This is a genomic window from Polaribacter glomeratus, from assembly GCF_002954665.1.
Classification (GTDB): domain Bacteria; phylum Bacteroidota; class Bacteroidia; order Flavobacteriales; family Flavobacteriaceae; genus Polaribacter; species Polaribacter glomeratus.
In genome coordinates this window covers 438,091-465,045 of the sequence record NZ_MSCM01000001.1, presented here as the reverse complement: position 1 = coordinate 465,045, position 26,955 = coordinate 438,091, and the positions used below count along the sequence as shown (strand labels likewise).

Below are 26,955 nucleotides of genomic sequence, written 5' to 3'. Positions count from 1 at the left end.
ATTTGTATTTTTGTTTTGATCTCTAAAATTAATTTAAATGATTGTTGTTAGAATTATTGGCGGACTTGGAAATCAAATGTTTCAGTACGCGTTTGCAAAATCTTTACAACAAAAAGGCTATCAAGTTAAAATTGATATTACAAAATTTAAAACGTACAAACTACATGGCGGTTATCAATTAGATAAATTTAAAATTGATTTAGAAACGGCTACTACTCTTGAAAACATCATATCTAGATTAGGATTTAGAAGATCTACAAAAGAAAGAAGTTTACTCTTTAATAAGAAATTTTTAGAAGTCCCAAAAAGAGAATATATAAAAGGATACTTTCAGACAGAAAAATATTTTGAAGATATAAAAGCCATTTTATTAAAGCAATTTGTGGTAAAAAATGAAATATCTAGCTCTACTTTAAAATATTTAAAAGAAATTACCATTCAACAAAATGCTTGTTCTTTGCATATAAGAAGAGGCGATTATGTTTCTGACAAAAAAGCTAATAGCGTTCACGGTACTTGTGACTTAGCCTATTATAAAGAAGCCATAAAAGTCATGAAAAATAAATTTAATGATACTCATTTTTTTATTTTTTCTGATGATATTGCTTGGGTAAAACAAAATCTAAAAGTAAAAAACACGACTTATATTGATCATGAAGTAATACCTCATGAAGATATTCATTTAATGAGTTTGTGTAAGCATAATATTACCGCAAATAGTAGCTTTTCTTGGTGGGGCGCTTGGTTAAATCAGCATAGTAACAAAGTTGTAATTGCTCCGAAACAGTGGTATTTAAATAAAGAAAATGAAATTGCTTCTAAAGACTGGATAAAAATATGAGTTCTTACAAAGTATATTATATCAATTTAGACAAGAGTTTAGAGCGTAGAAATTTCATGGAAAATCAATTTAAAGAATTGAATATTCCCATTACAAGAATGCCCGCTATTTATGGCAAAGAATTACCACAAGATTTCTTACAAAAAGCAAAAAGACAGCATCAACTTTTAACCCACTTCCCAAATTTAAATGATGGCGAAATTGGTTTGACAAAGACCTATTTTGATTTATGGAAAATTATAACAAATCAACAGGAAGATTTTGCGATTATTTTAGAAGATGATGCTTTATTAACTTCAGATTTTTTTAAAGATTTAGACACCTTGTTCTCTTTAATTTCTAAAAATGATTTTATTGACATTGCTGGTAGAAAAGGTTTTTTTTCACTGGAAAAAAACATCTATTTATCTAAATTTTTAGTTCCGGCATTGCAAACAACAGGACAAATTATTGGTAAAGACGCTGCAAAAAAACTTTCAATTAACTTAAAAACCTTTTACGCACCCATCGATGTTTTGAAACAAGATGTTTTTAAACATCAGGTAAAAGTGTACACTTCTAATAAAATGTATGTGAGCACTAATGATAAGAATCTTGGCGGAACAACTATTCAGCAGAAGAAAATGTTTATTTGGAAAAAAGCAATCAGAGAAATTACGCGTCCTTTATGGCAAATAATTTCGGTTTTAACATACAAACTAAATAGATGTATTAAAAATTATAGGTTCTACAAAAGCAACTAATTTTCTTTAATCCCTTTATTTAATATCCATAACTTAATATATCTAGTTAAAACACCATAAGCTTGAGTTTTTGCAACTAAAAAGCCAGTAAACCCGTCTAAAAAACCAAGACGAATTATATAATGAATAAAAAAGCGTGCTGGCGGTTTTATCATCACATGATATATATTAACTTTATCTCCTCTTTTATGCAATTCCTTAGCTCTAATTGCTGCATAATGATTTAATTTAGAGATATAATGATCGTAATTTCTGTAAGAAAAATGATCTATCTTGTTTTTAAAGAAACCTAATTTTCCTTTGGTGGTAATTTTTTCGTGCACAAGACCGCTATAACAACAATACTCTTTTAAAAACAATCGTATTACTTTGTCTCTTTGAAAACCACTATAATTGACGCGCTTTTTAGAGAAATAATAAGTTCTTCTTACATAAAACCCAACACAATCTTCTGGGTCTTTAACAGCTTCTAAAATTTCTCCTCTAACTTCAATAGTCACTCTTTCATCTGCATCTAGAATATAGATCCAAGGATGTTTTGCTTGATCAATCGCAAAGTTTTTTTGAGATGAAAAATCATCAAACTTTCGTTTGATGATTTTTACATTGTACTTTTCTGCTAAAACGATTGTCTTGTCTGTACTAAAAGAATCGATTACAATAATTTCATCAGCAAAACTAACAGATTTAATAGCCTCTTCTATGTGAATTTCTTCGTTTAAAGTAGGTATAATTGCAGTAATCTTTGTCATAGTTTTTTCAAATCTTAAACGGCAACATCATATTCACGTAACGCATCGTTTAAAGAAGTTTTTTTGTTGGTACTTTCTTTTCTTTTTCCAATAATCAATGCACAAGGTACATTGTATTCTCCTGCTGCAAATTTCTTAGTATAACTACCCGGAATAACCACAGATCTTGCAGGAACTACACCTTTCATTTCTATAGGTACAGGTCCAGTAACATCAATAATTTTAGTACTCATTGTTAACACAACATTTGCACCTAAAACCGCTTCTTTTTCTACTCTTACACCTTCTACTACAATACATCTAGAACCTATAAAAGCACCATCTTCTATAATAACCGGTGCAGCTTGTAAGGGTTCTAAAACACCACCAATACCAACGCCGCCAGATAAGTGTACGTTTTTGCCAATTTGGGCACAAGAACCTACTGTGGCCCAAGTATCAACCATAGTACCTTCATCTACGTACGCGCCAATATTTACATAACTTGGCATTAAAATAGTACCTGAAGCAATATAAGCGCCATGCCTAGCAACCGCGTTTGGCACGACTCTAATTCCTCTTTCTGCAAAATTTCTTTTTAACGGAATTTTATCGTGATATTCAAAAATACCCGCTTCTAAAGTTTCCATTTTTTGAATGGGGAAATACAGCACAACTGCTTTTTTAACCCATTCATTAACTTGCCATCCACCATCAATTGGCTGTGCAACTCTTAATTCTCCTTTATCTAATAAATCAACTACTTTTCTAATCGTATCAATCGTGTTTTGTTCTTTTAACAAATCACGATTATCCCAAGCTGATTCTATAATTTTTCTAATTTCTTCCATTTTAATAAATTCCTTTTTGCAAATATAATTTATATACAAAAACTAAGAGCGAAGATACATTTTTTAAACACATGTGCATGGTTTGTTTAAAAACCGAGAAGGTTTTTTGCCTAACTTATTGATAATATCATCATTAATTTATTCTATTAAAACTATAAACTATATTTTTGCAGAAATAGTATACAACTTGGGAAGAATTTTAGCAATTGATTTTGGAAAGAAAAGAACAGGAATTGCAGTTACAGACGAATTGCAAATTATTGCTTCTGGTTTAACAACCGTAAATACGGATGAAATTTTCGCATTTTTAAAAGAATATGTTTCTAAAGAAAAAGTTGAGCTTTTTATTGTTGGTAAGCCAAAACAAATGAATAATACCGATAGTGAGAGCGAAGCTTTGATTATCCCATTTTTACAAAAATTATCCAAAGAAATACCACAAATTGAAGTGAAAAGAGTGGATGAACGTTTTACTTCTAAAATGGCTTTTCAAACAATGATTGATGGTGGCTTGAAAAAAAATCAACGTAAAAATAAAGCGTTAGTCGATGAAATTAGTGCCACTATTATTTTACAGTCGTATTTGTATAGTAAAAGTTAATATTTTTACTATTTAAATGTTGAATAGCGTAATTTTTTGAAAATTATTAATTTTTAGGAAGAAATATACTTTTACATAAGCGCTATATTTTATTAAAATAAACGAATATTAGCTGAAAAAAGATTTCAAAAATTAAAAAACAGAACTATTGTATAAAAAATTCACCATCATTCATATCATAAACTCCTTAAAACCTAAGTAAACGTTTAACTTGTTAAAAATTATTGAACATTAAAATTCATAATTCAAAGTTGGTAATTCGTAATTCAAAATTGTACTTTTGCACCCATTAAAAAATTAAAAATGATTTTACCAATTATTGCTTACGGAGATCCTGTGCTAAGAAAATTAGCTATAGAAATAGACAACGAGTATCCAGAATTAAAAACACTAATTACCAACATGAAAGAAACCATGTACAATGCTTCTGGTGTTGGTTTAGCTGCGCCACAAATTGGCATTGCAATTCGTTTGTTTATTATTGACGCTTCTCCTTTTGCAGAAGATGAAGATTTATCAAAAGAAGACAGAGCTACTTTAAAAGCATTTAACCATGTTTTTATTAATGCGAAAATCATTAAAGAAGAAGGCGAAGAATGGTCTTTTAACGAAGGATGTTTAAGTATTCCTGATGTTCGTGAAGATGTTTCTCGTCAACCAAAAGTAACTATTGAATATCAAGATGAAGATTTTAACACACACACAGAGGTTTTAGAAGGTTTAGCTGCTAGAGTTTTTCAACATGAATATGATCACATAGAAGGGATTTTGTTTACGGATAAACTTTCTACACTTAAAAAACGACTGTTAAAAAAGAGACTAGAAAACATTTCTAAAGGAAAAATTAATGCGGATTATAGAATGAATTTTCCGAATTTAAAAAAAGGTAAATAATAAAAATTAATAGCGGTTCTTGCTCTACTGAAATCATAAGATATTTTGATTGAAAGAGTAAATATGCCAGCAATAACTATCAACTTTTAATTTAAAGAAACCTCCCTAAATAGCTTGTGGAGACAAACAATATAAAATATATGGAATTTAATAAAATCATTTCTGTTAACGGTAAACCAGGTTTATACCAAGTAGTTTCACAGTCTAAAAATGCAATTATCGTAGAATCTTTAACAGACAAAAAACGTTTAGCAATCAACTCTACACAAAACGTTAGTTTGTTAGAAAATATTGCAATTTATACCTACGAAGAAGATGTGCCGTTGTTAACAATCTTTAAATCTATGTTTACAAAAACAGAAGGAAAAGAAGCGATTTCGCATAAAGAAAGTGCTAACAAACTAGCTGCATTCTTTGCTGAAGTTTTACCAAATTACGATGTTGAAAGAGTATACTCTTCTAACATTAAAAAAGTAATTCAGTGGTTTAATTTATTAGTAGTTTCTGGAATGGATTTTTCTAAAATAGAACTTCCTACTGCAGAAACTGAGAAAGAGTAAATAGTTATTGGTTTTTAGTTTTTAGTTTTTAGTTTTTAGTTTTTAGTTTTTAGTGAAAATAAAAACTCGTTAGCGAAAACAATTTTAACTGAACAACTTTGAATTTTACAACTCTAAACCTTTGTAAATCGTGAAAATGAACTCAAGAACAGAACAATTAGCTGCTTTTAATCGTTTGTTAGATATAATGGATGAACTTCGTGAGAAGTGTCCTTGGGATAAAAAACAAACTTTAGAAAGCTTACGTCATTTAACAATTGAAGAAACGTACGAATTGGCAGATGCTATTCTTGACGATGACTTGCAAGAAATAAAAAATGAATTAGGCGATGTTCTGTTGCATATTGTTTTTTATGCAAAAATTGGAAGTGAAAAACAAGCTTTTGATATTGGGGATGTTGCAAATGCTATTTCTGATAAATTAATTCATAGACATCCTCATATTTATGGCGATGTTGTTGTCGAAAATGAGGAAGATGTAAAACGTAATTGGGAACAGTTAAAACTAAAAGAAGGTAAAGATTCTGTTTTAGAAGGCGTACCAAAGAGTTTGCCTGCCGTTATAAAAGCTAGTAGAATTCAAGAAAAGGTTGCAGGAGTTGGTTTTGACTGGGAAAAGCCAGCACAAGTTTGGGAAAAAGTACAAGAAGAACTTTCTGAACTGAACGAAGAAATTAAAGCAGGCAATAAAGAAAATACTGAAAAAGAGTTTGGAGACGTTTTATTCTCGATGATTAATTATGCGCGTTTTATTGGCGTAAATCCGGAAAATGCTTTAGAAAAAACGAACAAAAAATTTATTAATCGCTTTCAATATTTAGAAAAAGAAGCTAAAAAAGAAGGCAAAGAATTATCTAATATGTCTTTAGTAGAAATGGATGTGTATTGGGAAAAATCAAAAGAATTTTTTAAGTAATTCATAGAAAAAACATTTATTTTTTTTTTATAATACATAAAAAAATCCTTCAAGTTTTTAAACTTGAAGGATTTTTTTTATAATTTCTATTTATTAAATAACCCTTTTAGGCTTAATTTTTCACTTCTTCATCAGCAATTAACGCAAAAAATTTATCTAAATTTGGTAAAATTACAATTTTAGTTCTTCTATTTTTTGCTCTATTTTCATTAGATGTATTTGGCACTAAAGGCATAGTACTACCTCTTCCAGAAGCAATTAATCTGCTACCATCCACTTTATATTTTCCTTCTAAGATTCTAACAATTGCAGTGGCTCTTTTTACACTTAAATCCCAATTATCTTGCACATCATCATTGCTAATAGATTGAGAATCTGTGTGACCTTCAATCATAACATCCATACTTGGTTCAGCTTTAAGAAGGTTTGCCATTCTTTCAAGAAAAGAATATGCGCCACTTTTAACTCTAAAACTAGCTGTATTAAATAGTAGTTTATCAGAAATAGAAATCATAACTACCGTTTGTTCAATATCAATATTAATGTCATCACCACCACTTAAATCTGATGAATTCATTTTATTTTTCAAATTATAAGAAATTGCTAAATTTAAAGAATCTTTTAAACTTTTTGCATTCGCTAAAATTGCAGGATCTACTTTTGATAAAGTTTCTCTCATGCTTTTTCTTGTTTTATTAGAAATAACTGCTGTTTTACCAACCATATCTAATTTTACGTCATTTTCATCTTGTAACTTATCGTTATCAACTTTTAAGGAATTAATCTTTTCATAATAACTTGCTACTCTCGTTTCAATTTTCGCAAACTTAGATTCAAGCTCCTCTTTTTCTAAAGTTGTTTTTTGAAGGTTTCCTTTAGTATCCTTATACTGATTTTCTAAAGCAACAAACTTTTTTTTAGAAACACATGATGTTGCCAATAATGAGAATGCTACAAATGGAATAATTAATTTTTTCATAAATACTTAGTTAAAATTACATAACCTTTTAGCGGTTATTCTGTTAATAAATTGCACTATAATAGTATAACAACTCAGTTTAAAAAAACCCTACCAAAAAAAATGATTTTTTTTTAAATTAAATTAATTTTTGATTTTTCTAAAAAATAGAGTTTTAAAAAATGACAAAAAAAGTCCATAAAAACTAACTTTTATGGACTTTAAATATTTATTTAAGTGCGTTTAAACTACTTTTAATCGTTTCTATTTTTGCAATCGTATCCGATTCTTTTTTACGTTCTAAAGTAATTACTTCTTCGGGTGCATTTGACACAAAACGTTCATTTGATAATTTTTTTGAAATTCCGAATAAGAAACCTTCTGCTCTTTTTAATTCGCCTTCTAGTTTTTCAATTTCAGCTTCAATATCAATGTTTTCAACAGAAATTGGTACAAAATATTCATTCGATTTTACTCTAAAAGATGCGCCTTCTACTTTTTCTGAAACTGTTTTTATTGCGGATGCATTTGTTAATTTCTGAATAACAGCATCAAATTGTTTGGTGTTCTTTTCATTATCAACAACAAACAGTTCAACTTTATCTTTAAAAGAAATGTTTTTATCTTTTCTGATGGTTCTAATTCCTGAAACTACCGAAGTTGCAAATTCAAAATCAGTAATAATTTCTGAATTAAATTCAGTTTGAACTGGATATTTTGCAATGACCAAAGCTTGTTCTGGTGTTCTTTCTGCAATATGTTGCCAAATTTCTTCTGTTAAAAATGGCATAAACGGATGCAATATTTTTAGATTATTTTCTAAAACTTCAATAATTCCGTTAAATGTTTTTTGATCAATTGGTTGCTGATATTCTGGTTTTACAATTTCTAATAACCATGAAGAAAAATCATCTGTAATTAATTTATAGATTGCCATTAAAGCATCTGATAAACGGTATTTAGAAAAATGGTCTTCTGTTTCTACCAAGGTTTTTTGAAACTTAGCTTCATACCAAGCCAAACCAATTTTAGACGTTTCTGGTTGCTCTAAAGTCGCATCAATTTCCCAACCTTTTATCAAACGGAAAGCGTTCCAAATTTTATTTGCAAATCCTTTTCCTTGCTGACATAAATCTTCATCAAACATTAAATCATTTCCTGCCGCAGAACTTAATAAAAGTCCAACTCTTACTCCATCTGCACCATAATCATCAATTAATTTTAATGCATCTGGCGAATTTCCTAAAGATTTAGACATTTTTCGTCTTTGTTTATCTCTAACTAAACCCGTTAAATACACATTCTGAAAAGGTTTTTCGTCTTTATATTCATAACCCGCAACAATCATTCTTGCTACCCAGAAAAATAAAATATCCGGACCAGTAACTAAATCGTTTGTTGGATAATAGTATTTAATTTCTTCGTTTTCAGGGTTGCGAATTCCGTCAAAAACAGACATCGGCCAAAGCCAAGAAGAAAACCAAGTATCTAATGCGTCTTCGTCTTGACGCAAGTCTTCCATCTTAAATGATTTCTCGATTAGGTTTTTAGAAATAGCTAACTTGTAAGCTTCTTCCCTGTTCTCTGCAACTACAAAATCTTCTTTTCCGTCGCCATAGAAAAACGCAGGAATTTGTTGTCCCCACCAAAGTTGACGAGAAATATTCCAATCGCGAATGTTTTCCATCCAATGACGATAGGTGTTTTCAAATTTCTTTGGATATAAATTGATTTCAGAATTCTCGCCTAAAACTGCTTCAATTGCAGGTTTTACCAAATCTTCCATCTTTAAAAACCATTGATCAGACAATCTTGGTTCTATAACTGCTTTTGTTCTTTCTGATGTTCCTACTTTATTGGTATGAACTTCCGTTTTTACTAAAAAGCCTTTTTCTTCTAATTCTTGGGTAATTTCTTTACGAACAACAAATCTGTCTTTTCCTTGATAATGCAATCCGAAGGAATTTAAAGAAGCATCATCATTAAAAATATCAACAACTTCTAGATTGTGTTTATCTCCTAAATTCTTGTCATTTTCATCGTGCGCAGGTGTTACTTTTAAACAACCAGTACCAAACTCAACATCAACATATTCATCCTCAATAATAGGAATAACTCGGTTACACAAAGGCACAATTGCTTTTTTGCCTTTTAAATGTGTAAAACGTTCATCATTGGGATTGATGCAAATAGCAGTATCTCCAAAAATAGTTTCAGGACGTGTTGTTGCAATTGTCAAGGTATCTTCAGAACCTTCAATTTTATATTTTAAATAGTATAGATTTCCTTGTCTTTCTTCGTGAATTACTTCTTCATCAGAAAGTGTGGTTTTTGCTTCTGGATCCCAGTTTACCATTCTGTAACCTCTGTAAATTAAACCTTTGTTGTATAAATCAACAAAAACTTTAATTACAGATTCAGACATTTCTGGATCCATGGTAAACGCTGTTCTTTCCCAATCGCAAGAAGCTCCTAGCTTTTTTAATTGGTCTAAGATAATTCCTCCGTATTGATCTTTCCAATCAAAAGCGTGTTTTAGAAATTCTTCACGCGTTAGATCGCTTTTATTAATTCCTTGTTCTTTTAACTTGGCAACCACTTTTGCCTCAGTTGCAATAGATGCGTGATCTGTACCTGGAACCCAACAAGCATTTTTACCCAATAAACGTGCACGTCTAATTAACACATCTTGAATGGTGTTATTTAACATGTGGCCCATGTGTAAAATTCCTGTTACGTTTGGCGGCGGAATTACAATTGTATATGGTTCTCTATCGTCTGGTGTTGAATGAAAATAATTGTTTTTCATCCAATACGCATACCATTTATCTTCTACCTGGCTTGCATCATATTTTGATGGAATTGTCATACTTTGGAATAATTTTTGAAATATAGTTGACAAAAATACAATTATCTATTTTGTAGAGAAAATGTAATGATTGATTTTTTAAAACAAAAAATAAGTTATAATTTTACCATATAAATATCTAATTATGAAAAGCTTTACTTTTACTTTGGTTTTATTTTTACTTTCATTTTCAATAAACGCGCAAGAATTTAAATTTGAAAGCGAAACGATTGATTATGGAAAAATTGATAAAGGCGCTAATGGCGAAAGAATTTTTACTTTTACAAATATTGGGGATCAACCAATCATTATAAAAAACATACAATCTTCTTGTGGCTGTACAGTTCCTAAAAAACCAGAAAAACCAGTTATGCCAGGCGAAAAAGGTGAAATAAAAGTTTCTTATGATACTAACAGAGTTGGTGGATTTTCTAAATCTATAACTATTTTCTCGAACGCTATAGAAGCAAACAAAGTAATTAGAATAAAAGGAATTGTAACTGACGGCGTTTCTTTAGAAAAAGAAAAAAATATGCTTTCTGATTCAGAAAACTAGTTTAAATCTTTTTTTCTAAACGGAATTCAAATTTCATCTTTTTACCATTTCTTTCTATTATAATTTTTATTTTCTTGTTATCTCTTTCTTGAAATTTTAATGTAATTTCATTTAAGTTCAACCTATGAGACTGTATATTGTTAATACTTAAAATAATATCATCTTTTAATAAACCTACTTTTTCTGCTGGCGAATTTTTTAAAACACTTTTTATTTTAAAAGATGGTTTAAATTTATACAAATAATTTGTAATTAAACTAGCTGTATTTTTTTCTTCTAATTTATTGTTATACCCATCTTTGTAGGTTTTCACTACCTGTTCCCTAACTAATTGTTTTCCGCTATAAACAACATCTAAACCCGTCATGTTATAATTAAATCCTTTAGAAAAAGAGGCGTTTTTTTTAAGCCTTAATTGTCTATGAGGATAATCAAACCAAACTATAAATTTATTTAAAATAGCACCACCAATGCTTCCGTTTCTTTTTCTAAAACCTCTAGCATTTTTTGTGGAAATTGTGTCTAAAAATGAAACAGTTGGGTTTTTAATTTCAAAAGAGCCTAGTTTAATTTTCGGAATTCTGCTTCTATTTCCATAAATAGGGCCACTTAAACCTTCCCCTAAGATATCTTTAAAAAAAAGTTTAGGTGTTTTAATTTCTTCTTTTGAGTTTTCAAAAAGCCAAATAGCATCACTTCCACCAGAATCAATTAACAATTTTACGTCTGTTAATTTATCAATTACAGTATCAATTTGAACTTTTAAATCTATGTACGGTTTTTTTCTATTTAGTTCTAGAGCAAAAACCTCACATTTTCTACACTTTTTATATTTATAGGTTTTTGGGTTATAGAAATCTATTTTTTTACTTCCATAATTAATTTTTACAATAAAATTCTTTAAAAGATTATATCCAATTATTCCGTGTATTGTTGTTCCCATTTTACTAGATAAATCAAAGTGATCATCTAAAATGGCGTAAATGGTTTCATTATTACTAACTAAATTTTTGATCGAAATATTATTTTTTCTTGATAAAAAGGCTTCTATAGGATCACCTTTTCCTAACCCTTGCAACATCACTTTTTCTATATCATTTAAACCAATACTATCATTTTCAGAAATTTTAAAAAGTATTGTTCTAGTTACACCCGAATCAAAAATAAACGACAACTCTTTACCATTTAACTCTAAAGGGATTACAATTAAATTATTAATCAACTTAAAACGAATACGTTGATGCTTTTTGCTTTGATTGTTAAAACGAAAACCATGTTGCGCCTTAAAATTGAAACAAAAAATAAATACTAGACAAATAAATAATGTGATTTTTTTTTTCAAAGGGAAAAGTTAAGAATAAAAGAAAGATACAAATTAAGATACTTATTTTCTTGTTTTAATTAAAATTTAATATTTAAAGAAACCAAAATTAAAACGCACATCTAAAAAATATTTCGCAAATTTGCATCTTTAATCAAGTAATATACTATATATGCCAGCAATATCGAAAAAAGGAATTCAAATGCCAGAATCGCCAATTAGAAAATTGGTACCATATGCAGAAGATGCAAAAAAAAGAGGAACAAAAGTATTCCATTTAAATATTGGGCAACCAGATATTAAAACACCACAAGTTGCTTTAGATGCTGTAAAAAACAACAACATAACAACATTAGCCTATGCGCGATCTGAAGGTTCTGAAGAATACAGAACTAAACTTGCTACGTATTATGTAAATAATAATATTGATGTTTCTGCAAATAATATTGTTATTACAACTGGTGGATCTGAAGCACTCCTTTTTACTATTGGAAGTATCACAGATCCAGGTGATGAAATTATAATTCCTGAACCATTTTACGCAAATTACAACGGATTTTCTACAGCTTCTGGAGTTACTGTAGTGCCTGTAATTTCGTCTATTGAAAATAATTTTGCGTTGCCAAAAATTGAAGATTTTGAGAAACTTATCACAAAAAAAACAAAAGCAATTTTAATTTGTAATCCAGGAAACCCAACAGGATATTTATATTCTAAAGAAGAAATTGAAAAATTAAAACAAGTTGTTTTAAAACACGATTTATTTTTAATTGCTGATGAAGTTTATAGAGAATTTACTTACGACGGTTTGCAACATACTTCTGTAATGTCTTTAGAAGGCTTAGAACAAAACTCAATTGTAATTGATTCTGTATCTAAACGATATAGTATGTGTGGTGCAAGAATTGGTTGTATTGTATCTAAAAACGACGAGTTCATAAAAACGGCAATTAAATTTGCACAAGCACGTTTAAGTCCGCCAACATATGCATTAATAGCAAGTGAAGCAGCTTTAGACACACCGCAAAGGTACTTTGATGAAGTAATTGAAGAATATGTAGAAAGAAGAAACACATTAATTACCGAATTGAAAAAAATTGAAGGTGTAAAAGTTGCGAATCCAAAAGGTGCTTTTTACTGTGTTGTACAATTACCAGTAAAAGATACCGATGATTTTGCACAATGGCTTTTAGAAAAATTTGATCACAACCAAGAAACTGTAATGGTTGCACCCGCAAGCGGATTTTACTCGACACCAGGTGAAGGTAAAAACCAAGTTAGAATCGCCTACGTTTTAAACAAAAAAGATTTAATTAGGTCTGTAGAAATTTTAGGGGCAGCACTAAAGCAATATAATTCATAAATTAACATTTAAAGCGCAGTCTAAAACTACAAAAAACTTTCGACTGTTTTAAAAGTGAAATAAATATTAATTTTGAATATTCGAAACAACATATCACTAAAAAATTATAACACGTTTGGTATTTCTGTAAATGCCAAACGTTTTATTTCTGTGAATTCTGTATATCAATTACAACAACTTTTAAAAATTGAAAAAGACATTTTTTTAATTTCTGGCGGAAGCAATATGTTGCTAACAAAAGACATTGAAAATTTAGTTGTACACATCGATATTAAAGGAATCTCTATTGATAAAGAAGATGACAGTTCTGTTTATATTACCGTAAACTCAGGCGAAAACTGGCATGAACTGGTGTTGTGGTGTGTTTCTAATAATTATGGAGGAGTTGAAAATTTATCTTTGATACCTGGTAATGTTGGTACTTGCCCCATTCAAAATATTGGTGCTTATGGCATTGAAGTAAAAGATACCATTTCTAAAGTAGAAGCACTAGAAATTGAAACCGGTAAGTTAATCTCTTTTTCTAATGTTGAATGCAATTTTGGATATAGAAATTCAATTTTCAAAAACGAAGTAAAAGGGAAATATATTATTACTTCCGTAAGCTTTAAATTAACAAAAGATGCTCATCAATTAAATACTTCTTATGGTGCAATTGATGTTGAATTAGCATCCAAAAACATAAAAAACCCTACTTTAAAAGATGTTTCTAATGCAGTAATTGCTATCAGAAAATCGAAACTTCCAGATCCTAAAGAACTAGGAAATAGTGGTAGTTTTTTTAAAAATCCTGTGGTTTCTAAGGCTCAATTTATAGAAGTTCAAAAAGAGTATACAACCATACCTAGCTATTCAGTTTCTGATACTGAAATAAAAATTCCTGCTGGTTGGTTAATAGAACAAGCTGGCTTTAAAGGCAAACGTTTTGGCAATTGTGGTGTGCACGAAAAACAAGCGTTAGTCTTAGTAAATTATGGCAATGCAACTGGTTCAGAAATTTATGAGCTTGCTAAAAAAATACAAAATACAATTCTTCACAAATTTGGCATTATTCTAGAGATTGAAGTAAACGTAATTTAAAACGAAACTATCAAAAAAGTCTTATAAACTTCAAATTCATTAGACAAATCCGTTAAGAACTATTATCTTAGTGAATGAAACACTAATTAATTAAAAAAACGAGTAAAAAATACCCATACTGATAAATTTGAACCCAGTAAAATTATAAAACAAATAGTTAAAGATTTGTTTACTAGGTATTTGATTATTTTAGTTTTTAAAGGCATATTAATTGTGACATATAAAAATTTAAAATCACCAAAAAAATGGCTACTAATTTTACATCTTACAACCGCATAAATATTGGGTTAGCACTAACAATTGTTTTTCTGTTAGTTTACGCAACCAATAGAATTGATAACAAACATTTTGAAACGGTACAAAATGCTTTAGTTACTTTACATACAGATAGGATTATAGCACAAGATTTTATTTATAAAATGAATACTATAGCCTACGAAAAGCAACTTCATTACATAGACGAAAGCCATAATAATGTTCACAAAAATTTAAATACTGATTTCTATACTTTATTAGAAGATTTTTCTAACACAAAACTTACCCTAAAAGAAGCTACAATTTTTGACGAATTAAAAATAGATTTTGATAAATTAATCTTATCAGAAAAAAAAGGTTTGTTAAACAGTACAAAAAAAGATGCTGCAATAAATAGTTTAAACACTATAAAAAAAGATTTAATCAACTTGTCTGAAATTCAAATTTCTGAAAGCAAACATTTAACAAGTTTGGCTCAAAAATCGCTAGATACAAATAACTTAATATCCAAATTTGAAATTGGCTTTCTAATTTTAATAGGTTTGTTAATTCAATTTACAATATTTTATAGAGTAAAAAAGTCGGAAAAATCTTAGTTGATGAATAAAACAGATGCTGCCTTAAAAGAACGAATAAAAGAACTAACCTGTCTTTATGAAGTTTCTTCAATTATAGGTGATGCTAGTGATCATTTTATTGAAGACACTCTAAAAGCAATTGCATTTAGTTTAAAACGAGGTTTTCAATTTACGGAAAATATAAACATTGCAATTCACACAGAATTACTTACAATTACAACAACAGAAGCTATTAATAAGACCGTAAATATTAACGCTAATATTAAAGTTTTTAAAAAGATTAAAGGTGCATTATATGCCTGTCTAAATCCTGTAGAATATGATGTTAAAGATTTCTTAAAAGAAGAACAAATATTACTAGATAATATTGCTCTAAAAATTGGTGGTTTTTTAGAACATGTTGCTACTCAAAAAAATGAAACTTCTTTAAAACGGCAGATGGAACACGCAGATCGTTTAAGCATTGTTGGTGAAATAACAGCAGGTATAGCGCATGAATTAAATACCCCATTGGCTAATATTTTAGGGTTTGCAGAACTACTACAAAGTTCTTTTAATAAACCTAATAGCGATTTAGATAAAATTATAGATAATGCCATATATTCTCGAGAAGTTGTAAAAAAACTGATGTTTTTTGCGTGTAAAATGCCACAAGAAATGAAGGCAATAAACCTTGTTCCTATCATAAAAAATGCAATTAATTTGTTAGATGCAACTTTTAGAAAAGAGCAAGTAAAATACCTTATTCAGATTAAAGAAGATATATTATTGCTAAAAGCAGATTCAGTACAACTAACACAAATACTTTTTAATCTTTTAATGAATGCTATTTACTTTTCTCCAAAAGATGGTTTAGTAACTGTGAAAGCCTATGAAACAAAAGCCAATATTATTTTAAAAATTTCTGACCAAGGCAAAGGGTTAAGTAAAGAGGATTTAAAAAAGATTTTTCAGCCCTTTTTTACTACAAAACCAATTGGCGATGGTTCTGGCTTAGGTTTAAGTGTTGTTCATGGTATCGTTTTATCTCATAAAGGAACTATTTATGCAGAAAACAACAAGAATAAAGGGGCCCTTTTTACCATAACACTTCCTAAAAACTAACTATATATTAGATGCAATTACGTAAAGAAAACATACTAATAGTAGATGACGATTTAAATATTTTAGAACTATTACAACGTCATTTACAATCTTGGAATTATCATATTTATAAAGCTATTTCTGTAAAAGAAGCCGTTATAATCTTAAAAGATACGCCAATAGATTTACTGATAACAGATTTAAAAATGCCAGAAGTAGATGGTTTTGAGTTGATAAAATTTGCTTCTGAACACTATCCAAAGTTACCAAAATTAATAGTTACAGGCTATCCTTCGGTACAAGATTCATTAGCCGCAATAAAGTCTGGTGTTGTAGATTATTTAACAAAGCCATTTACAAAAGACGAATTAATGGTTGCGGTAAATAAATCTTTAGATTCAGAAAAAATAGGCAATAAAACATCCGAAAAAATAACTACAAAAAATCAAAATTCTTACGGTGAAATAATTGGCAATTCAGAAAAAATTAATGATGTTATTCAGATTATTGAAAGGGTAAAAAACAACAAAGCGACCATTTTTATAAAGGGCGAAAGCGGCACTGGTAAAGAATTAGTTGCAAGAGCAATACATTACCAAGGTAAGTTTTCTAGAGCTCCTTTTATTGCTGTAAATTGTGGGGGAATTCCAGAAAACTTATTAGAAGCAGAACTGTTTGGCTATACAAAAGGCGCTTTTACAGGAGCTGACAAAACGCGTGATGGCTTTTTTCAAGCAGCAAATGGAGGTACTATTTTTTTAGATGAAATTGGCAATGCTCCAAAATCTGTTCAATCTAGATTGTTAAGGGTACTTCAAGAAAAAGAAGTTGTAAAAGTAGGTGCTCAAAAACCAGAAAAATTAGATGTTAGAATTATCGCGGCTACCAATGGCAATTTAAAAGAAATGATTAAAAAAAATACTTTTAGAGAAGATCTTTATTATAGACTTACCGTTGTAGAAATTGATGTTGCGCCACTAAGAGAGCGTAAAGAAGATATCTCTTTATTAGTAGAAAAGTTCTTGTATAAATACGGAATTGAATATAAAGATCGATTTGTAAAAATATCGCCAGAAAGCAGCGCTGTTTTGCAAAGATATAATTGGCCCGGAAATATTCGTGAATTAGAAAATGTTATTCAGCGTGCAGTAATTATGTGCGATAAAGTTATAGAGGTAGAACATCTGCCAACTTTTTTAAAGTTTAATATAGATTTCCCTACGAGTGAATTAGTTTCTTTGAAAGAAATAGAAAGAAAATACATCCTAAAGGTATTGAACGCAACAAACAATAATAAAACAAAAGCAGCAGCAATATTGGGGATTACTAGAAAAACATTACGGCAGAAGGTAGATGATTAAATTGTATCCTATTTACTCAATCGGGTATTTATTACTCGGTTATAAATTATTTTTATTTACAGATTTACATATTAAAATACTTAATATGAGTATATTACTATTTATTTTAAGGTAACTGTCATTTTTTGGAACAAAGATTGCAATTATTGTAATAGAGAACAAAAAAGTAAAATATCTAACTTAAAACAATTTTAAATGAAGAAGTATTTAATAACAACAGTAATTGCATTAATAGCTACTTTTAGTATCAATGCACAAGAAGCAAAAATAAAGGTAGAAAAAGGAGATCTATTAGAAATTGTAAAACCTTCTAGTCATGAATTTAAATACATCAATTTTCCTAAGAAAAACTTTATTATTAAAAGAGGAGGTATTGCCAATGATAAATTGGTAAACGGCGAAGAGGTAGTAGTCACAAAAGTAACAAAAGAAAAAGACGGTTCTACTACCATTTCAATAAAACCAACCGATGGAAGTCGATTCTATCAAGCGATACCAATCGTTACAGTAGATTTTGAAAAAGCGATAAAATCAGGAGAAATTAAAGTACTAGAGATATAGTTAATTTTTGTTAGTTCGTTAGTTAAAGTCCTTAGCAATTCATTTGCTGAGGATTTTTTTTTATTTTATTAAAAAAAATATTCAAATGCATGTTAAAACTAACTAATCAAAAAATAAGAGCTATTCTTTTTTTAGCGTTTTAATATCTGTAATTAATTGCATTACTGAGTTTTTATTTAACCCATTATAAATACCTCGAATGTGTTTGTGTTTATCAATTAAAACAAAATTTTCTGTGTGTAAAAAATCATCTAATCCTTTTGGTTCTCCTAAATCTTCTTCAACAAAATAAAATTTTCTACCTAAATCATAAATTTCTTTTTTATCACCTGTAACCAAATGCCAATTCTTAAGCACTTGTTTATCCAAAGCATATTTTTTTAGTTGCGCAACAGAATCTATAGTAGGTGTTACAGAATGTGAAAGCATTAAAACGTCCTCATCATCCTTAAATGCCTCTTGCACCAAAGTCATGTTTTTAGTCATCATTGGGCAAATCCCCGGACAGGTTGTAAAAAAGAAATCTGTTACATAAATCTTATTCTCAAATGTTTTTTGAGTAATGTTTTCTCCATTCTGATTTGTTAAACTAAAGTCAGAAATTTTATGAAACGTTTTTAATTGATCGCTTTTAGCATCTATCCATTTAGGCGTAAAAGAAGCTTCGTTGTAATAGGGAAGAACATCTACTCTACTTGTAACCTCATCCGTTTTTGCTTTTTTACAACTTAAAAAAAGTAAAAACCCAATGAATAAAATACTATTTTGATTTATTTTCTTCAATTTTCTCATTTTTTAATTGATAACATAAATTTGCACGACTCATGCCAAATGTTCTTCCGTTTTTAGCTTCGTAATTCACATAAATCTTCCCATTTTGCAACCAAGCTCTTTGCAAACCATTTTCTTGACCCTTTAATAAATTTCTTTCTTTAGATAAACTACCATCAACATACCACTGACGCTCAACGCCATCTTTTTCGCCATTTATATATTGAGACTCTAAAGCTAAAATTCCGTTTATCCACCAAGCTTTATAACTATTTACAAGCACATTTTGATTGTAATGAGATTCTAATTGTAGTTCACCATTTACGAACCAAACCTTATAAACTCCTTGCTTTTTTCCATTAAAAAAACCAGTCTTTTCTTTTAAAGAATCATTCTCATAATAGGTAACTGCAAACCCATTAAAAAGTTTCTTTTTAAAATACCAATTACCTTCATTACCGTTTAAAATCAAACTATCTTTATGAACAGTCTTGGTATAATCGACTACTTTTTTTTCTAAACGATTACTTTCTAAATCTTTAGTATTGGAAGTAGAATTACATCCAATACTAAAAATTAATAAAAACAACTTTAGCCCTTTCATTTTAATACCCTTTATATGGACCTGCAAATGCAATATAAGAACCAGTTGTTGAGTACAACTCGTTAATAATATGGTAATGATATTCTTGCACTCCGTTTGTATATTGAGTTGTAGATTTATGACCACCAGAAGCATCTAAATTTGTTGGATACGTTCCTGTTGATTCACATTTTCTGCCATACAGAAAAACGCCGTCTAATAAAATACCAACTAAATTAGCATCATCGTTTGTAAAGGCTTTTGGTTCTAAATGGTAATGATATACTCCAGGACCAATATGAGCTCCTGTCCAATCTAAGCTTGCTGCAGCAGAACTTAATGCGCCATTTCCTTCTTGATCATTAAAAATTGAGGCGCCACTTACGGCAATGCCAATAGTACTTAATTGCGTACTTACAGAACTTCCTGTCAAATTCGGAGTTGCATCCACCGTAATTGTGGTCGCATTATTATTACTAGACATCAATGATGGCGTAGTTGCTACATTTGGTTCGTCTTTGTATAAAGCATTTCCAGAACCCCAATAAACACTTTCATGATTTGGTAAACCAGTTGTTTCTATAGTTACTTTAGTTCCGCCGCTTGACAAATAAATATCTGTTGCTTCTATATTAAACTGCCCAAAAGCAGCATGTAATTCTGTAACAACCGTATCTGTTGTTGCTGTATCTATTGTTTCACTATCTGAATTGCAAGAAATTAATCCTGTAAAAAGAATTACTAAGAGTGCTGATTTTTTAATAAAATTATTTTTCATTTTTTTAATTATTTTGTTATTTTGGATTGATATTAATTTAGATGCTAGTTTTTCTAAAAACTTGCGCTTAAAACTTAATTATTATTAATTTCTTTTTTCTGGTCTTTGTGGTTTTGGTGCCTTCTTCATTTCTTCTTTAGAAAGAAAACCATCTTTATTTGTGTCAATTTTTTTGAAATCGTTTTTTAAAGGCCCTTTCGCCTCTTTTAAAGAAATTTTCCCATCTTCATCTTTGTCCAAATCTTTAAATATTTGTTCTAAAGAAGGCGGTCCTTGTTTTTTTGCGTCGTCATTTCTTTCTTGTGATATAACTGTTGAGGAAGCTAATACTACAAAACCTATTGATAAAATTAATTTTTTCATGATATCTATTTTAATATTATATTTCTTTAGATGTGGTTATTTTCTAATACTTGCGTTGTTAACGTAACTTTAACAAAAACAAAAATCTTGCATAATAGTGCGCAAGACTTTAAATATGAATTCTCCAAAACAAAAAAAACTACTTTAATATTAGAATCCTAATATTTAAAATAGTTTGAAATTTTTTATAAAAAAAGAAAATTATCTTGGTGGTGGATGCATTGCACCTTCTCTTGGTGGGCGATTCATTCTATCATTTGGCGGTGAACCCTGTTTACCTCCCTTTAAAGCTTTATTAATAATTTTATCAAATTTTTCTTGTTGAGCTTTATTACAAATCTTTCTCACAGATTTAAAAAACCCAAAAACTTCAACTTCTTTTTTTCCTTCTAAATTTCCAATAATTTGACTAATTGAATCAATATTTATAAAATTATCAGAAAAGGATTTAAATAATACATCTTTATTTTTTCTAATTTGAAGATCAAAACTCATCATATTCTCTCTGTGAGCATCGTCTAAATTTATAAATTTATATTTTTGAGCATCCGTAAACAGAAGTTGCTCAATTAAAAAGTTTCTTTCTTCTTTAGGTCTTTTATTTTGATGCGGTTTATTAATCAACATAAAAATTAAAACACCATTTAATACTACAAGAAGTATTAATAAAACTGATAGTAATTTTGATTTCATAATTTCTAATTTAAGATAGAAGTTGTCTCGGATTGTAAAGAATACTCTTGCGCAAAAGTTTCTAAACTAGCATCCAAAGTATCTGTTTGTGCAGAAAATGCATACAAAATTGCACTCGCATTTAACAACACAATCAAGGCTAAACTGGCCATTTGAAGTTGCGGTGTAAACCAAGTAAAAACTTTTGATTTTTCTTCTTTCTGATGTGCTAATTGTTGCAGTACTTTGTGCTTAAAAAAATGATTTACTTTCACTTCTCCAATAACACCTAAAGCATTAAAAGCAGCTTCAACTTGCTGATCTATATGTTCTTTATTTTTCATTTTCAATCATTTTAAAAACAATTATATTTATTTAGATGCAAGAAATTATAAAAACTTGCGCGCTGTTTTGTTTTTTTACAAATAATTTAGGATTGCTCATTTTTATAAAAATTCTCTAATTTAACTTGCAATCCTTTTTTGGCTCTAAATAAAACAGATTCTACAGACGACAAACTTTTACCCGTAATTTCTACAATTTCTTGATAGCTTTTTCCATCAATTTTAGCTAAAGTAAAAATAACTCGTTGACTATCTGGCAAAGTATTTATCGCCTTAAAAATAGTTGCTGATTTTTCTTTATTTTCCATTAAAATACCAGGATGATCAAATTCAGTAAAATAATTGGTTTGATCTATGGAGATTTCATTTCCCATAATTCTCTGCATAAATGCAAAACGTTTTTTGGTATTCTTTTTTCTGATGAACTCTAAAGACTTATTTGTGGCAATTCTAAAAATCCAAGTAGCTAATTTAGAATCTCCTTTAAAATTTGAAATCGATTTAAAAACCTCTAAAAAAACTTCTTGTGTAACATCTTCGGCATCTTCTTTATTAGGCACAAAAGAAATACAAGTACCAAAAACTTTCTGCTGATAATCATCTAATAATTGATTGTATGCAGTTTGATTTCCTTGAATTAATTGATTAATAAATTCTTGTTCTTCCAATCGATTTTAAAAAAAGTAAACATACAAAAAATGCTTTAAGAGAGTTTAAAAAAACATTTATTAAACGTATCTTTACAGCCCAAATACTTTATATGAAATTATTATTTCTTACTTTAGGTTTACTAGCACTTGCTGTGGCAGGTATTGCTATAAAAATCTGGGCAAAAAAGGATGGCAAATTTGCAGGTACTTGTGCAAGCCAAAACCCAATGTTAAATAAAAATGGTGAGTCTTGCGGTTTTTGCGGAAAAACTCCAGACAAGTTTGACAACTGCGCAGAACCACAACATAATTAACCTATCAAAAAAGAATGATTTTATCTGTAATCTTCTGCATTTTTGTAGCATGTACAGTACTTCAAATTACTTATTTATTTGCTTTTTATTCATTTCTTTCTAAATCAAAAAAAGGTTATAATAACAGCGTAGAATTACCTGTTTCTGTAATAATTTTTGGCAAAGATCAAGGAGAAAACCTACTAAAATTAATCCCATCAATTCTAGAACAAGAGTATTCTGTGTTCGAAATCGTTATTATAAATAATGCTTCTTCGGATGAAACAAACCACATTATTGAATCTTTTGCAGAAGAACATGCTGCCATTAAAGTCGTAGAAGTAGAAAATATTGAAGCCTTTTGGGCAAGTAAAAAGTACGCCTTAACATTAGGTATCAAAGCCTCTAAACACGATCATTTATTATTTACAAATGCTAATTGCAATCCCGTTTCCAAAACCTGGATTTTTGAAATGAGTAAAAATTTTACTTCAAAAAAAGGAATTGTTTTGGGATATAAAAAATATCGCAAAGAAAATTCTGTAATGAATCTTTTTGTTCGGTACGAAAACTTAATAACTGCAATTAAATGTTTTAGTTTTGCAAAAAAGGGTTCGCCTTTTATGGCTTTTGATGGCAATTTAGCCTATGATAAAGCAACCTTTTTTAAGGTGAAAGGTTTTATAAATCACATGAAAATAAATGCTGGCTTAGAAGATTTATTTATCAAAGATGCTGCAACTAAAGAAAATACATCATTTTGTTTATCAGAAAATAGTTTTGTAGAGACCGATGCTCCAACTTCTTTTTATAAATGGTTTATTGATAAAAAAGAAGTAGCATTCATCAAAAAGAACTATAAATATAAACATCGTTTAATATTAAATACATTTACATTTACAAAAATTCTTTTTTATATTTTAACAATTATATTATCTATTTTATATTCATATACGTTAACGCTAACAATAGCAGCACTTTACTTTATTACAAACTATATTGTTGTAGGGTCATCTGCAAAAAAACTAAAAGAACCACAAATTATTTTTTTCTTACCTTTTTTAGAAATTGGTTTACTATTGTTTCAAATTAGTATATTTATTGCTAATTTGACTTCAAAACCAACACATTGGAAATAAACGATAAACTACTTGAACTAAATATTTCTAAAGCTAGAGAAGGCAACCAAGCAGCTTTTAGATATCTGTTAGAGACGTATTGGTCTGCTGTATACAATTATCAACTAAAACGTACAAAAAGCGAAAATGATGCCGAGGATATTGCAATTCAAACATTCTCTAAAGCTTTTGATAAAATACATACTTTTAATGAAAAGTACGTTTTTAAAACATGGTTAATTACCATTTCTAAAAATGTACATATTGATTTATTGCGCAAAAAAAATGCATCTATCTCTTTTGAAACTACAAAAGGCCAAGAAGAAAAAGTATATTTAATTGCTGATGAAAACCCTACTCCAGAAGATAAAATTATTGGTGAACAAAATTTAGCAAACCTATTAAAAGATATTAAAAAATTAAAACCTAAATACCAAGAAGTTATTCAGTTACGTTACTTTCAAGAACTAACATATAAAGAAATTTCTAAGCAAATTAACGAACCTATGAGCAATGTAAAAGTAAAACTATTACGTGCCAAAAAATTATTAGCAGAAATTATAAAGAGAAATTAGAAATGAGAAAATCATTCTTGAACTCTTTAGGACCTGGTTTGTTATTTGCCGGCGCTGCAATTGGTGTTTCTCATTTAGTACAATCTACAAAAGCTGGTGCAGAATTTGGTTTTGGTTTACTTTGGTCTTTAGTGTTAGTGCATCTTTTTAAATATCCTTTTTTTCAGTTTGGGCCTCGTTATGCAGCAGCAACAGGAGAAACATTACTTGATGGTTATAAAAAATTAGGCAAAAGTGTTTTGGCTATATATTATGTATTAAATTTTGCAACTATGTTTACCATACAAGCTGCGGTTACAATTGTAACTGCTGGTTTGGCTTCGCAACTTTTTGGATTTACAAATAATTTAGTGATTTGGTCTACGGTTTTAATGGCAATTAGTATGCTTATTTTAATAGCTGGTAAATATAAATTGTTAGATAATTTAATGAAATACATTATTATTATCTTAACAATAAGCACAATTATTGCCGTTTCAGTGGCTTTATTTAGCACAAAAGAGGCTTTTGATATAACCCAAGTTTTACCATCCGGAACTATAGAAATTACTTTCTTAATCGCTTTTTTAGGATGGATGCCTGCCCCATTAGATGTTTCTATTTGGCATTCTATTTGGACTATAGAAAAAAATAAAAACAACGAAACTAAAATAAAACCAAAAGCAGCTATTTTCGATTTTAACGTAGGATATTTTAGTACTCTTTTTCTGGGAATTTGCTTTGTACTTTTAGGTGCTTTGGTGATGCATAATTCGGGTGAAAGTTTCTCTAATAACGGAAGTGAATTCGCATCGCAACTTATTACTTTATACACCAAAAATTTAGGCGAATTTTCATACATATTTATAGCTATTGCTGCATTTACAACAATGTTTAGCACTACAATTACAACCTTAGATGCTTCGCCAAGGGCGATGACAAAAACTACAAATTTATTGTTTGATAAAGAAACAAAACTGAATTATTGGTTTTGGATTATTTTCTTATTTCTTGGAACTTTTATAATTCTTCAATTTTTTATAGGTAATATGGGCGTTTTAATAAAAATTGCCACTATTCTATCTTTTTTAACGGCACCATTTTATGCGATTTTAAATTATATTTTAATTACTGGTAAACACACTCCTAAAGAACATCAACCAAAAATATATTTAAAAATCTTGAGTATTGTGGGTATATTTTTTTTAATAGGGTTTAGTATTTGGTTTTTGATGAATTTGTAAAATATTCTATATATTTTTAAAAAATCATTGTTGTTCAATAAAAGAGTAAAGAATGCTTCACATATAAAAACAAGACTTGATAGCATCTACCTAACAAATCTCTAAAACTTAAAATAAAATTGTGTCTTTTATTTCAATGAAATTATTTAAAAAATTAAGGCCTCAGATACAAGATAAATATATTATTTTATTTAAAAATTGTTATTAAACTAGAACATTTTAATCAGATACTAATGAAAAAAGAGAAAAACAAATTAAGAATAAAAATAGTTGTTTCTGTAATTTCATTTTTTGTGATTAGCGCTATTTTTTCTGATTGGGATCATTTTAAATTAGGTTTATTTGGTGGATTCTAGCAATAAAAAGATATGAATCTATTTGACGCAGCTGCAAACAATTTATTTAAAACTTCTTTAAAGCTAGCTTTAAAATCAGAAATAATAGAAATTAAACAATCCGTTCAACTATCCGAGTTACAAATAAAAGCAGCAATTTTAAAATTAGAACTAACTTATCAAAAAAAAGTAAATCAATCTAAATTCTATCTCTTTTAACATTTTTCATTCCTTATTTTCTTCGTAAATTTGCAACTAAATTACGATATAAAAATGGCGATAGCATCTGTAATAACTCCTACCGAAAGACCAAGCAAACCTAAATGGTTACGTGTAAAATTACCTGTTGGTAAAAAATACACAGAATTAAGAGGTTTGGTTGATAAATACAAACTAAACACAATTTGTGCAAGTGGAAGCTGCCCAAACATGGGCGAATGTTGGGGCGAAGGAACTGCAACATTTATGATTCTTGGAAATATTTGTACGCGATCTTGCGGATTTTGCGGGGTAAAAACCGGAAGACCAGAAACTGTTGAATGGGATGAACCAGAGAAAGTTGCGCGTTCTATAAAAATAATGAGCATTAAACATGCTGTAATTACTTCTGTAGATAGAGATGATTTAAAAGATGGTGGTTCTATTATTTGGGCAGAAACAGTAGACGCGATTCGTAGAGCAAATCCAACGACGACTTTAGAAACTTTAATTCCTGATTTTCAAGGAAATAAAAATCAAATAGATAGAATTATTGAAGTGCATCCAGAAGTAGTTTCTCATAATATGGAAACTGTAAGGAGGTTAACGCGTGAAGTAAGAATTCAGGCAAAATACGATAGAAGTTTGGGTGTCTTAAAATACCTAAAAGAAAAAGGAATGCGCACAAAAACAGGTTTAATGCTTGGTTTAGGTGAAACTGAAGAAGAAGTTTTAGAAACAATGAAAGATTTACAAGCTGTAAATTTAGATGTGTTAACTATTGGTCAATATCTACAACCTTCTAAAAAACACTTACCTGTAAAAGAGTTTATAACTCCAGAGCAATTTAAAAAATACGAAACGATTGGTTTAGAAATGGGCTTTATGTATGTAGAAAGTGGTCCTTTGGTAAGATCTTCTTACAAAGCGCACAAACACGCGGTGTAAAGG

32 protein-coding genes are annotated in these 26,955 nt (G+C 29.2%); 20 read left to right on the top strand and 12 right to left on the bottom strand.

The annotated features are described in order from the left end of the window. Positions 1–37 precede the first annotated feature (37 nt). Positions 38–841: an alpha-1,2-fucosyltransferase gene (locus tag BTO16_RS01995; RefSeq protein ID WP_105019998.1), complete on the top strand. Its 804-nt coding sequence runs from the start codon at positions 38–40 to the stop codon at positions 839–841. After that, a complete protein-coding gene (locus BTO16_RS01990; protein ID WP_245891933.1) occupies positions 838–1,584 on the top strand; it encodes a glycosyltransferase family 25 protein in 747 nt (248 codons plus the stop codon). Before BTO16_RS01995 ends, BTO16_RS01990 begins: the two co-directional genes overlap by 4 nt. Here the strand turns inward: BTO16_RS01990 and BTO16_RS01985 are convergent. Further along, positions 1,581–2,336, bottom strand: coding sequence for a glycosyltransferase family 2 protein (locus BTO16_RS01985; protein ID WP_105019996.1), 756 nt, complete (start codon positions 2,334–2,336; stop codon positions 1,581–1,583). The two genes, BTO16_RS01990 and BTO16_RS01985, sit on opposite strands and share 4 nt — an antisense overlap. Positions 2,337–2,350: 14 nt before the next feature. Beyond that, positions 2,351–3,166, bottom strand: a complete 816-nt coding sequence (locus BTO16_RS01980) for a 2,3,4,5-tetrahydropyridine-2,6-dicarboxylate N-succinyltransferase (protein WP_105019995.1) — start codon at positions 3,164–3,166, stop codon at positions 2,351–2,353. A gap of 187 nt (positions 3,167–3,353) precedes the next feature. On the opposite strand from BTO16_RS01980, the gene ruvX reads away from it, so the two are divergent. From ruvX to mazG, 4 genes are all read left to right on the top strand, one after another. Beyond that, positions 3,354–3,767, top strand: a complete 414-nt coding sequence (ruvX, locus tag BTO16_RS01975) for a Holliday junction resolvase RuvX (RefSeq protein ID WP_105021473.1) — start codon at positions 3,354–3,356, stop codon at positions 3,765–3,767. Between the two features lie 303 nt (positions 3,768–4,070). Then, the gene (def, locus tag BTO16_RS01970) at positions 4,071–4,661 is read left to right on the top strand and encodes a peptide deformylase (protein ID WP_105019994.1); all 591 of its coding nucleotides are present in this window, start codon (positions 4,071–4,073) and stop codon (positions 4,659–4,661) included. Between the two features lie 140 nt (positions 4,662–4,801). Further along, a complete protein-coding gene (locus BTO16_RS01965) occupies positions 4,802–5,221 on the top strand; it encodes a DUF5606 family protein (protein WP_105019993.1) in 420 nt (139 codons plus the stop codon). Positions 5,222–5,357: 136 nt separating this feature from the next. After that, on the top strand, positions 5,358–6,137 hold the full coding sequence (mazG, locus tag BTO16_RS01960; protein WP_105019992.1) for a nucleoside triphosphate pyrophosphohydrolase: 780 nt from the start codon (positions 5,358–5,360) through the stop codon (positions 6,135–6,137). Between the two features lie 112 nt (positions 6,138–6,249). On the opposite strand, the gene BTO16_RS01955 is transcribed toward mazG, so the two are convergent. After that, the gene (locus BTO16_RS01955; RefSeq protein WP_105019991.1) at positions 6,250–7,116 is read right to left on the bottom strand and encodes an OmpA/MotB family protein; all 867 of its coding nucleotides are present in this window, start codon (positions 7,114–7,116) and stop codon (positions 6,250–6,252) included. A 208-nt stretch (positions 7,117–7,324) separates the two neighbouring features. After that, a complete protein-coding gene (locus tag BTO16_RS01950) occupies positions 7,325–9,964 on the bottom strand; it encodes a valine--tRNA ligase (RefSeq protein ID WP_105019990.1) in 2,640 nt (879 codons plus the stop codon). A gap of 124 nt (positions 9,965–10,088) precedes the next feature. Between BTO16_RS01950 and BTO16_RS01945 the strand changes: the two genes are divergently transcribed. After that, positions 10,089–10,499, top strand: a complete 411-nt coding sequence (locus tag BTO16_RS01945; protein WP_105019989.1) for a DUF1573 domain-containing protein — start codon at positions 10,089–10,091, stop codon at positions 10,497–10,499. Position 10,500: 1 nt separating this feature from the next. Here the strand turns inward: BTO16_RS01945 and BTO16_RS01940 are convergent, their stop codons facing one another. Next, complete coding sequence (locus BTO16_RS01940; protein WP_105019988.1) at positions 10,501–11,841, bottom strand: aspartyl protease family protein; 1,341 nt, start codon at positions 11,839–11,841, stop codon at positions 10,501–10,503. 151 nt (positions 11,842–11,992) lie between these two features. On the opposite strand from BTO16_RS01940, the gene BTO16_RS01935 reads away from it, so the two are divergent. The 6 genes from BTO16_RS01935 to BTO16_RS01910 all read left to right on the top strand — a co-directional run bounded on the left by BTO16_RS01935 (position 11,993) and on the right by BTO16_RS01910 (position 18,101). Further along, a complete protein-coding gene (locus BTO16_RS01935; RefSeq protein WP_105019987.1) occupies positions 11,993–13,183 on the top strand; it encodes a pyridoxal phosphate-dependent aminotransferase in 1,191 nt (396 codons plus the stop codon). A gap of 72 nt (positions 13,184–13,255) precedes the next feature. Next, positions 13,256–14,263, top strand: a complete 1,008-nt coding sequence (gene murB / locus BTO16_RS01930) for a UDP-N-acetylmuramate dehydrogenase (RefSeq protein WP_105019986.1) — start codon at positions 13,256–13,258, stop codon at positions 14,261–14,263. A 245-nt stretch (positions 14,264–14,508) separates the two neighbouring features. Then, on the top strand, positions 14,509–15,114 hold the full coding sequence (locus BTO16_RS01925) for a hypothetical protein (RefSeq protein WP_105019985.1): 606 nt from the start codon (positions 14,509–14,511) through the stop codon (positions 15,112–15,114). 3 nt (positions 15,115–15,117) lie between these two features. Continuing rightward, a complete protein-coding gene (locus BTO16_RS01920; RefSeq protein ID WP_105019984.1) occupies positions 15,118–16,200 on the top strand; it encodes a sensor histidine kinase in 1,083 nt (360 codons plus the stop codon). Positions 16,201–16,211: 11 nt separating this feature from the next. Next, complete coding sequence (locus tag BTO16_RS01915; protein ID WP_105019983.1) at positions 16,212–17,540, top strand: sigma-54-dependent transcriptional regulator; 1,329 nt, start codon at positions 16,212–16,214, stop codon at positions 17,538–17,540. Positions 17,541–17,735: 195 nt separating this feature from the next. Next, complete coding sequence (locus tag BTO16_RS01910; RefSeq protein WP_105019982.1) at positions 17,736–18,101, top strand: hypothetical protein; 366 nt, start codon at positions 17,736–17,738, stop codon at positions 18,099–18,101. 120 nt (positions 18,102–18,221) lie between these two features. On the opposite strand, the gene BTO16_RS01905 is transcribed toward BTO16_RS01910, so the two are convergent. From BTO16_RS01905 to BTO16_RS01875, 7 genes are all read right to left on the bottom strand, one after another. Further along, on the bottom strand, positions 18,222–18,893 hold the full coding sequence (locus tag BTO16_RS01905; protein ID WP_105019981.1) for an SCO family protein: 672 nt from the start codon (positions 18,891–18,893) through the stop codon (positions 18,222–18,224). Further along, complete coding sequence (locus BTO16_RS01900) at positions 18,862–19,476, bottom strand: toxin-antitoxin system YwqK family antitoxin (protein ID WP_105019980.1); 615 nt, start codon at positions 19,474–19,476, stop codon at positions 18,862–18,864. The genes BTO16_RS01905 and BTO16_RS01900 overlap by 32 nt, the downstream gene beginning before the upstream one ends. A gap of 1 nt (position 19,477) precedes the next feature. After that, positions 19,478–20,233 carry a YHYH protein gene (locus BTO16_RS01895; protein WP_105019979.1) on the bottom strand — a complete coding sequence of 252 codons (756 nt, stop codon included), beginning with the start codon at positions 20,231–20,233 and terminating at the stop codon, positions 19,478–19,480. A gap of 84 nt (positions 20,234–20,317) precedes the next feature. Beyond that, on the bottom strand, positions 20,318–20,596 hold the full coding sequence (locus BTO16_RS01890) for an EF-hand domain-containing protein (protein ID WP_105019978.1): 279 nt from the start codon (positions 20,594–20,596) through the stop codon (positions 20,318–20,320). Positions 20,597–20,797: 201 nt separating this feature from the next. Beyond that, positions 20,798–21,289, bottom strand: coding sequence for a hypothetical protein (locus tag BTO16_RS01885; RefSeq protein ID WP_105019977.1), 492 nt, complete (start codon positions 21,287–21,289; stop codon positions 20,798–20,800). Positions 21,290–21,294: 5 nt separating this feature from the next. Then, positions 21,295–21,612, bottom strand: coding sequence for a hypothetical protein (locus BTO16_RS01880; RefSeq protein WP_105019976.1), 318 nt, complete (start codon positions 21,610–21,612; stop codon positions 21,295–21,297). An 86-nt stretch (positions 21,613–21,698) separates the two neighbouring features. Further along, positions 21,699–22,280, bottom strand: coding sequence for an RNA polymerase sigma factor (locus BTO16_RS01875; RefSeq protein ID WP_105019975.1), 582 nt, complete (start codon positions 22,278–22,280; stop codon positions 21,699–21,701). A gap of 92 nt (positions 22,281–22,372) precedes the next feature. On the opposite strand from BTO16_RS01875, the gene BTO16_RS01870 reads away from it, so the two are divergent. The 7 genes from BTO16_RS01870 (at position 22,373) to lipA (ending at position 26,952) form a co-directional block, all read left to right on the top strand. After that, entirely contained in the window at positions 22,373–22,576 is a 204-nt protein-coding gene (locus tag BTO16_RS01870; RefSeq protein ID WP_105019974.1) for a membrane or secreted protein, read from the top strand. A gap of 14 nt (positions 22,577–22,590) precedes the next feature. Then, positions 22,591–23,694, top strand: coding sequence for a glycosyltransferase (locus BTO16_RS01865; protein WP_105019973.1), 1,104 nt, complete (start codon positions 22,591–22,593; stop codon positions 23,692–23,694). Then, positions 23,685–24,248, top strand: a complete 564-nt coding sequence (locus BTO16_RS01860; protein WP_105019972.1) for an RNA polymerase sigma factor — start codon at positions 23,685–23,687, stop codon at positions 24,246–24,248. The genes BTO16_RS01865 and BTO16_RS01860 overlap by 10 nt, the downstream gene beginning before the upstream one ends. A 2-nt stretch (positions 24,249–24,250) precedes the next feature. Further along, complete coding sequence (locus tag BTO16_RS01855; RefSeq protein WP_105019971.1) at positions 24,251–25,471, top strand: Nramp family divalent metal transporter; 1,221 nt, start codon at positions 24,251–24,253, stop codon at positions 25,469–25,471. Between the two features lie 233 nt (positions 25,472–25,704). Beyond that, positions 25,705–25,827 (top strand): hypothetical protein, encoded by a 123-nt coding sequence (locus tag BTO16_RS17930; protein WP_262503028.1) that lies wholly within the window; start codon positions 25,705–25,707, stop codon positions 25,825–25,827. Positions 25,828–25,839: 12 nt separating this feature from the next. After that, positions 25,840–26,025, top strand: a complete 186-nt coding sequence (locus BTO16_RS01850) for a hypothetical protein (RefSeq protein ID WP_105019970.1) — start codon at positions 25,840–25,842, stop codon at positions 26,023–26,025. Between the two features lie 54 nt (positions 26,026–26,079). Further along, complete coding sequence (gene lipA / locus BTO16_RS01845; RefSeq protein WP_105019969.1) at positions 26,080–26,952, top strand: lipoyl synthase; 873 nt, start codon at positions 26,080–26,082, stop codon at positions 26,950–26,952. The last annotated feature ends 3 nt before the right edge of the window (positions 26,953–26,955 follow it).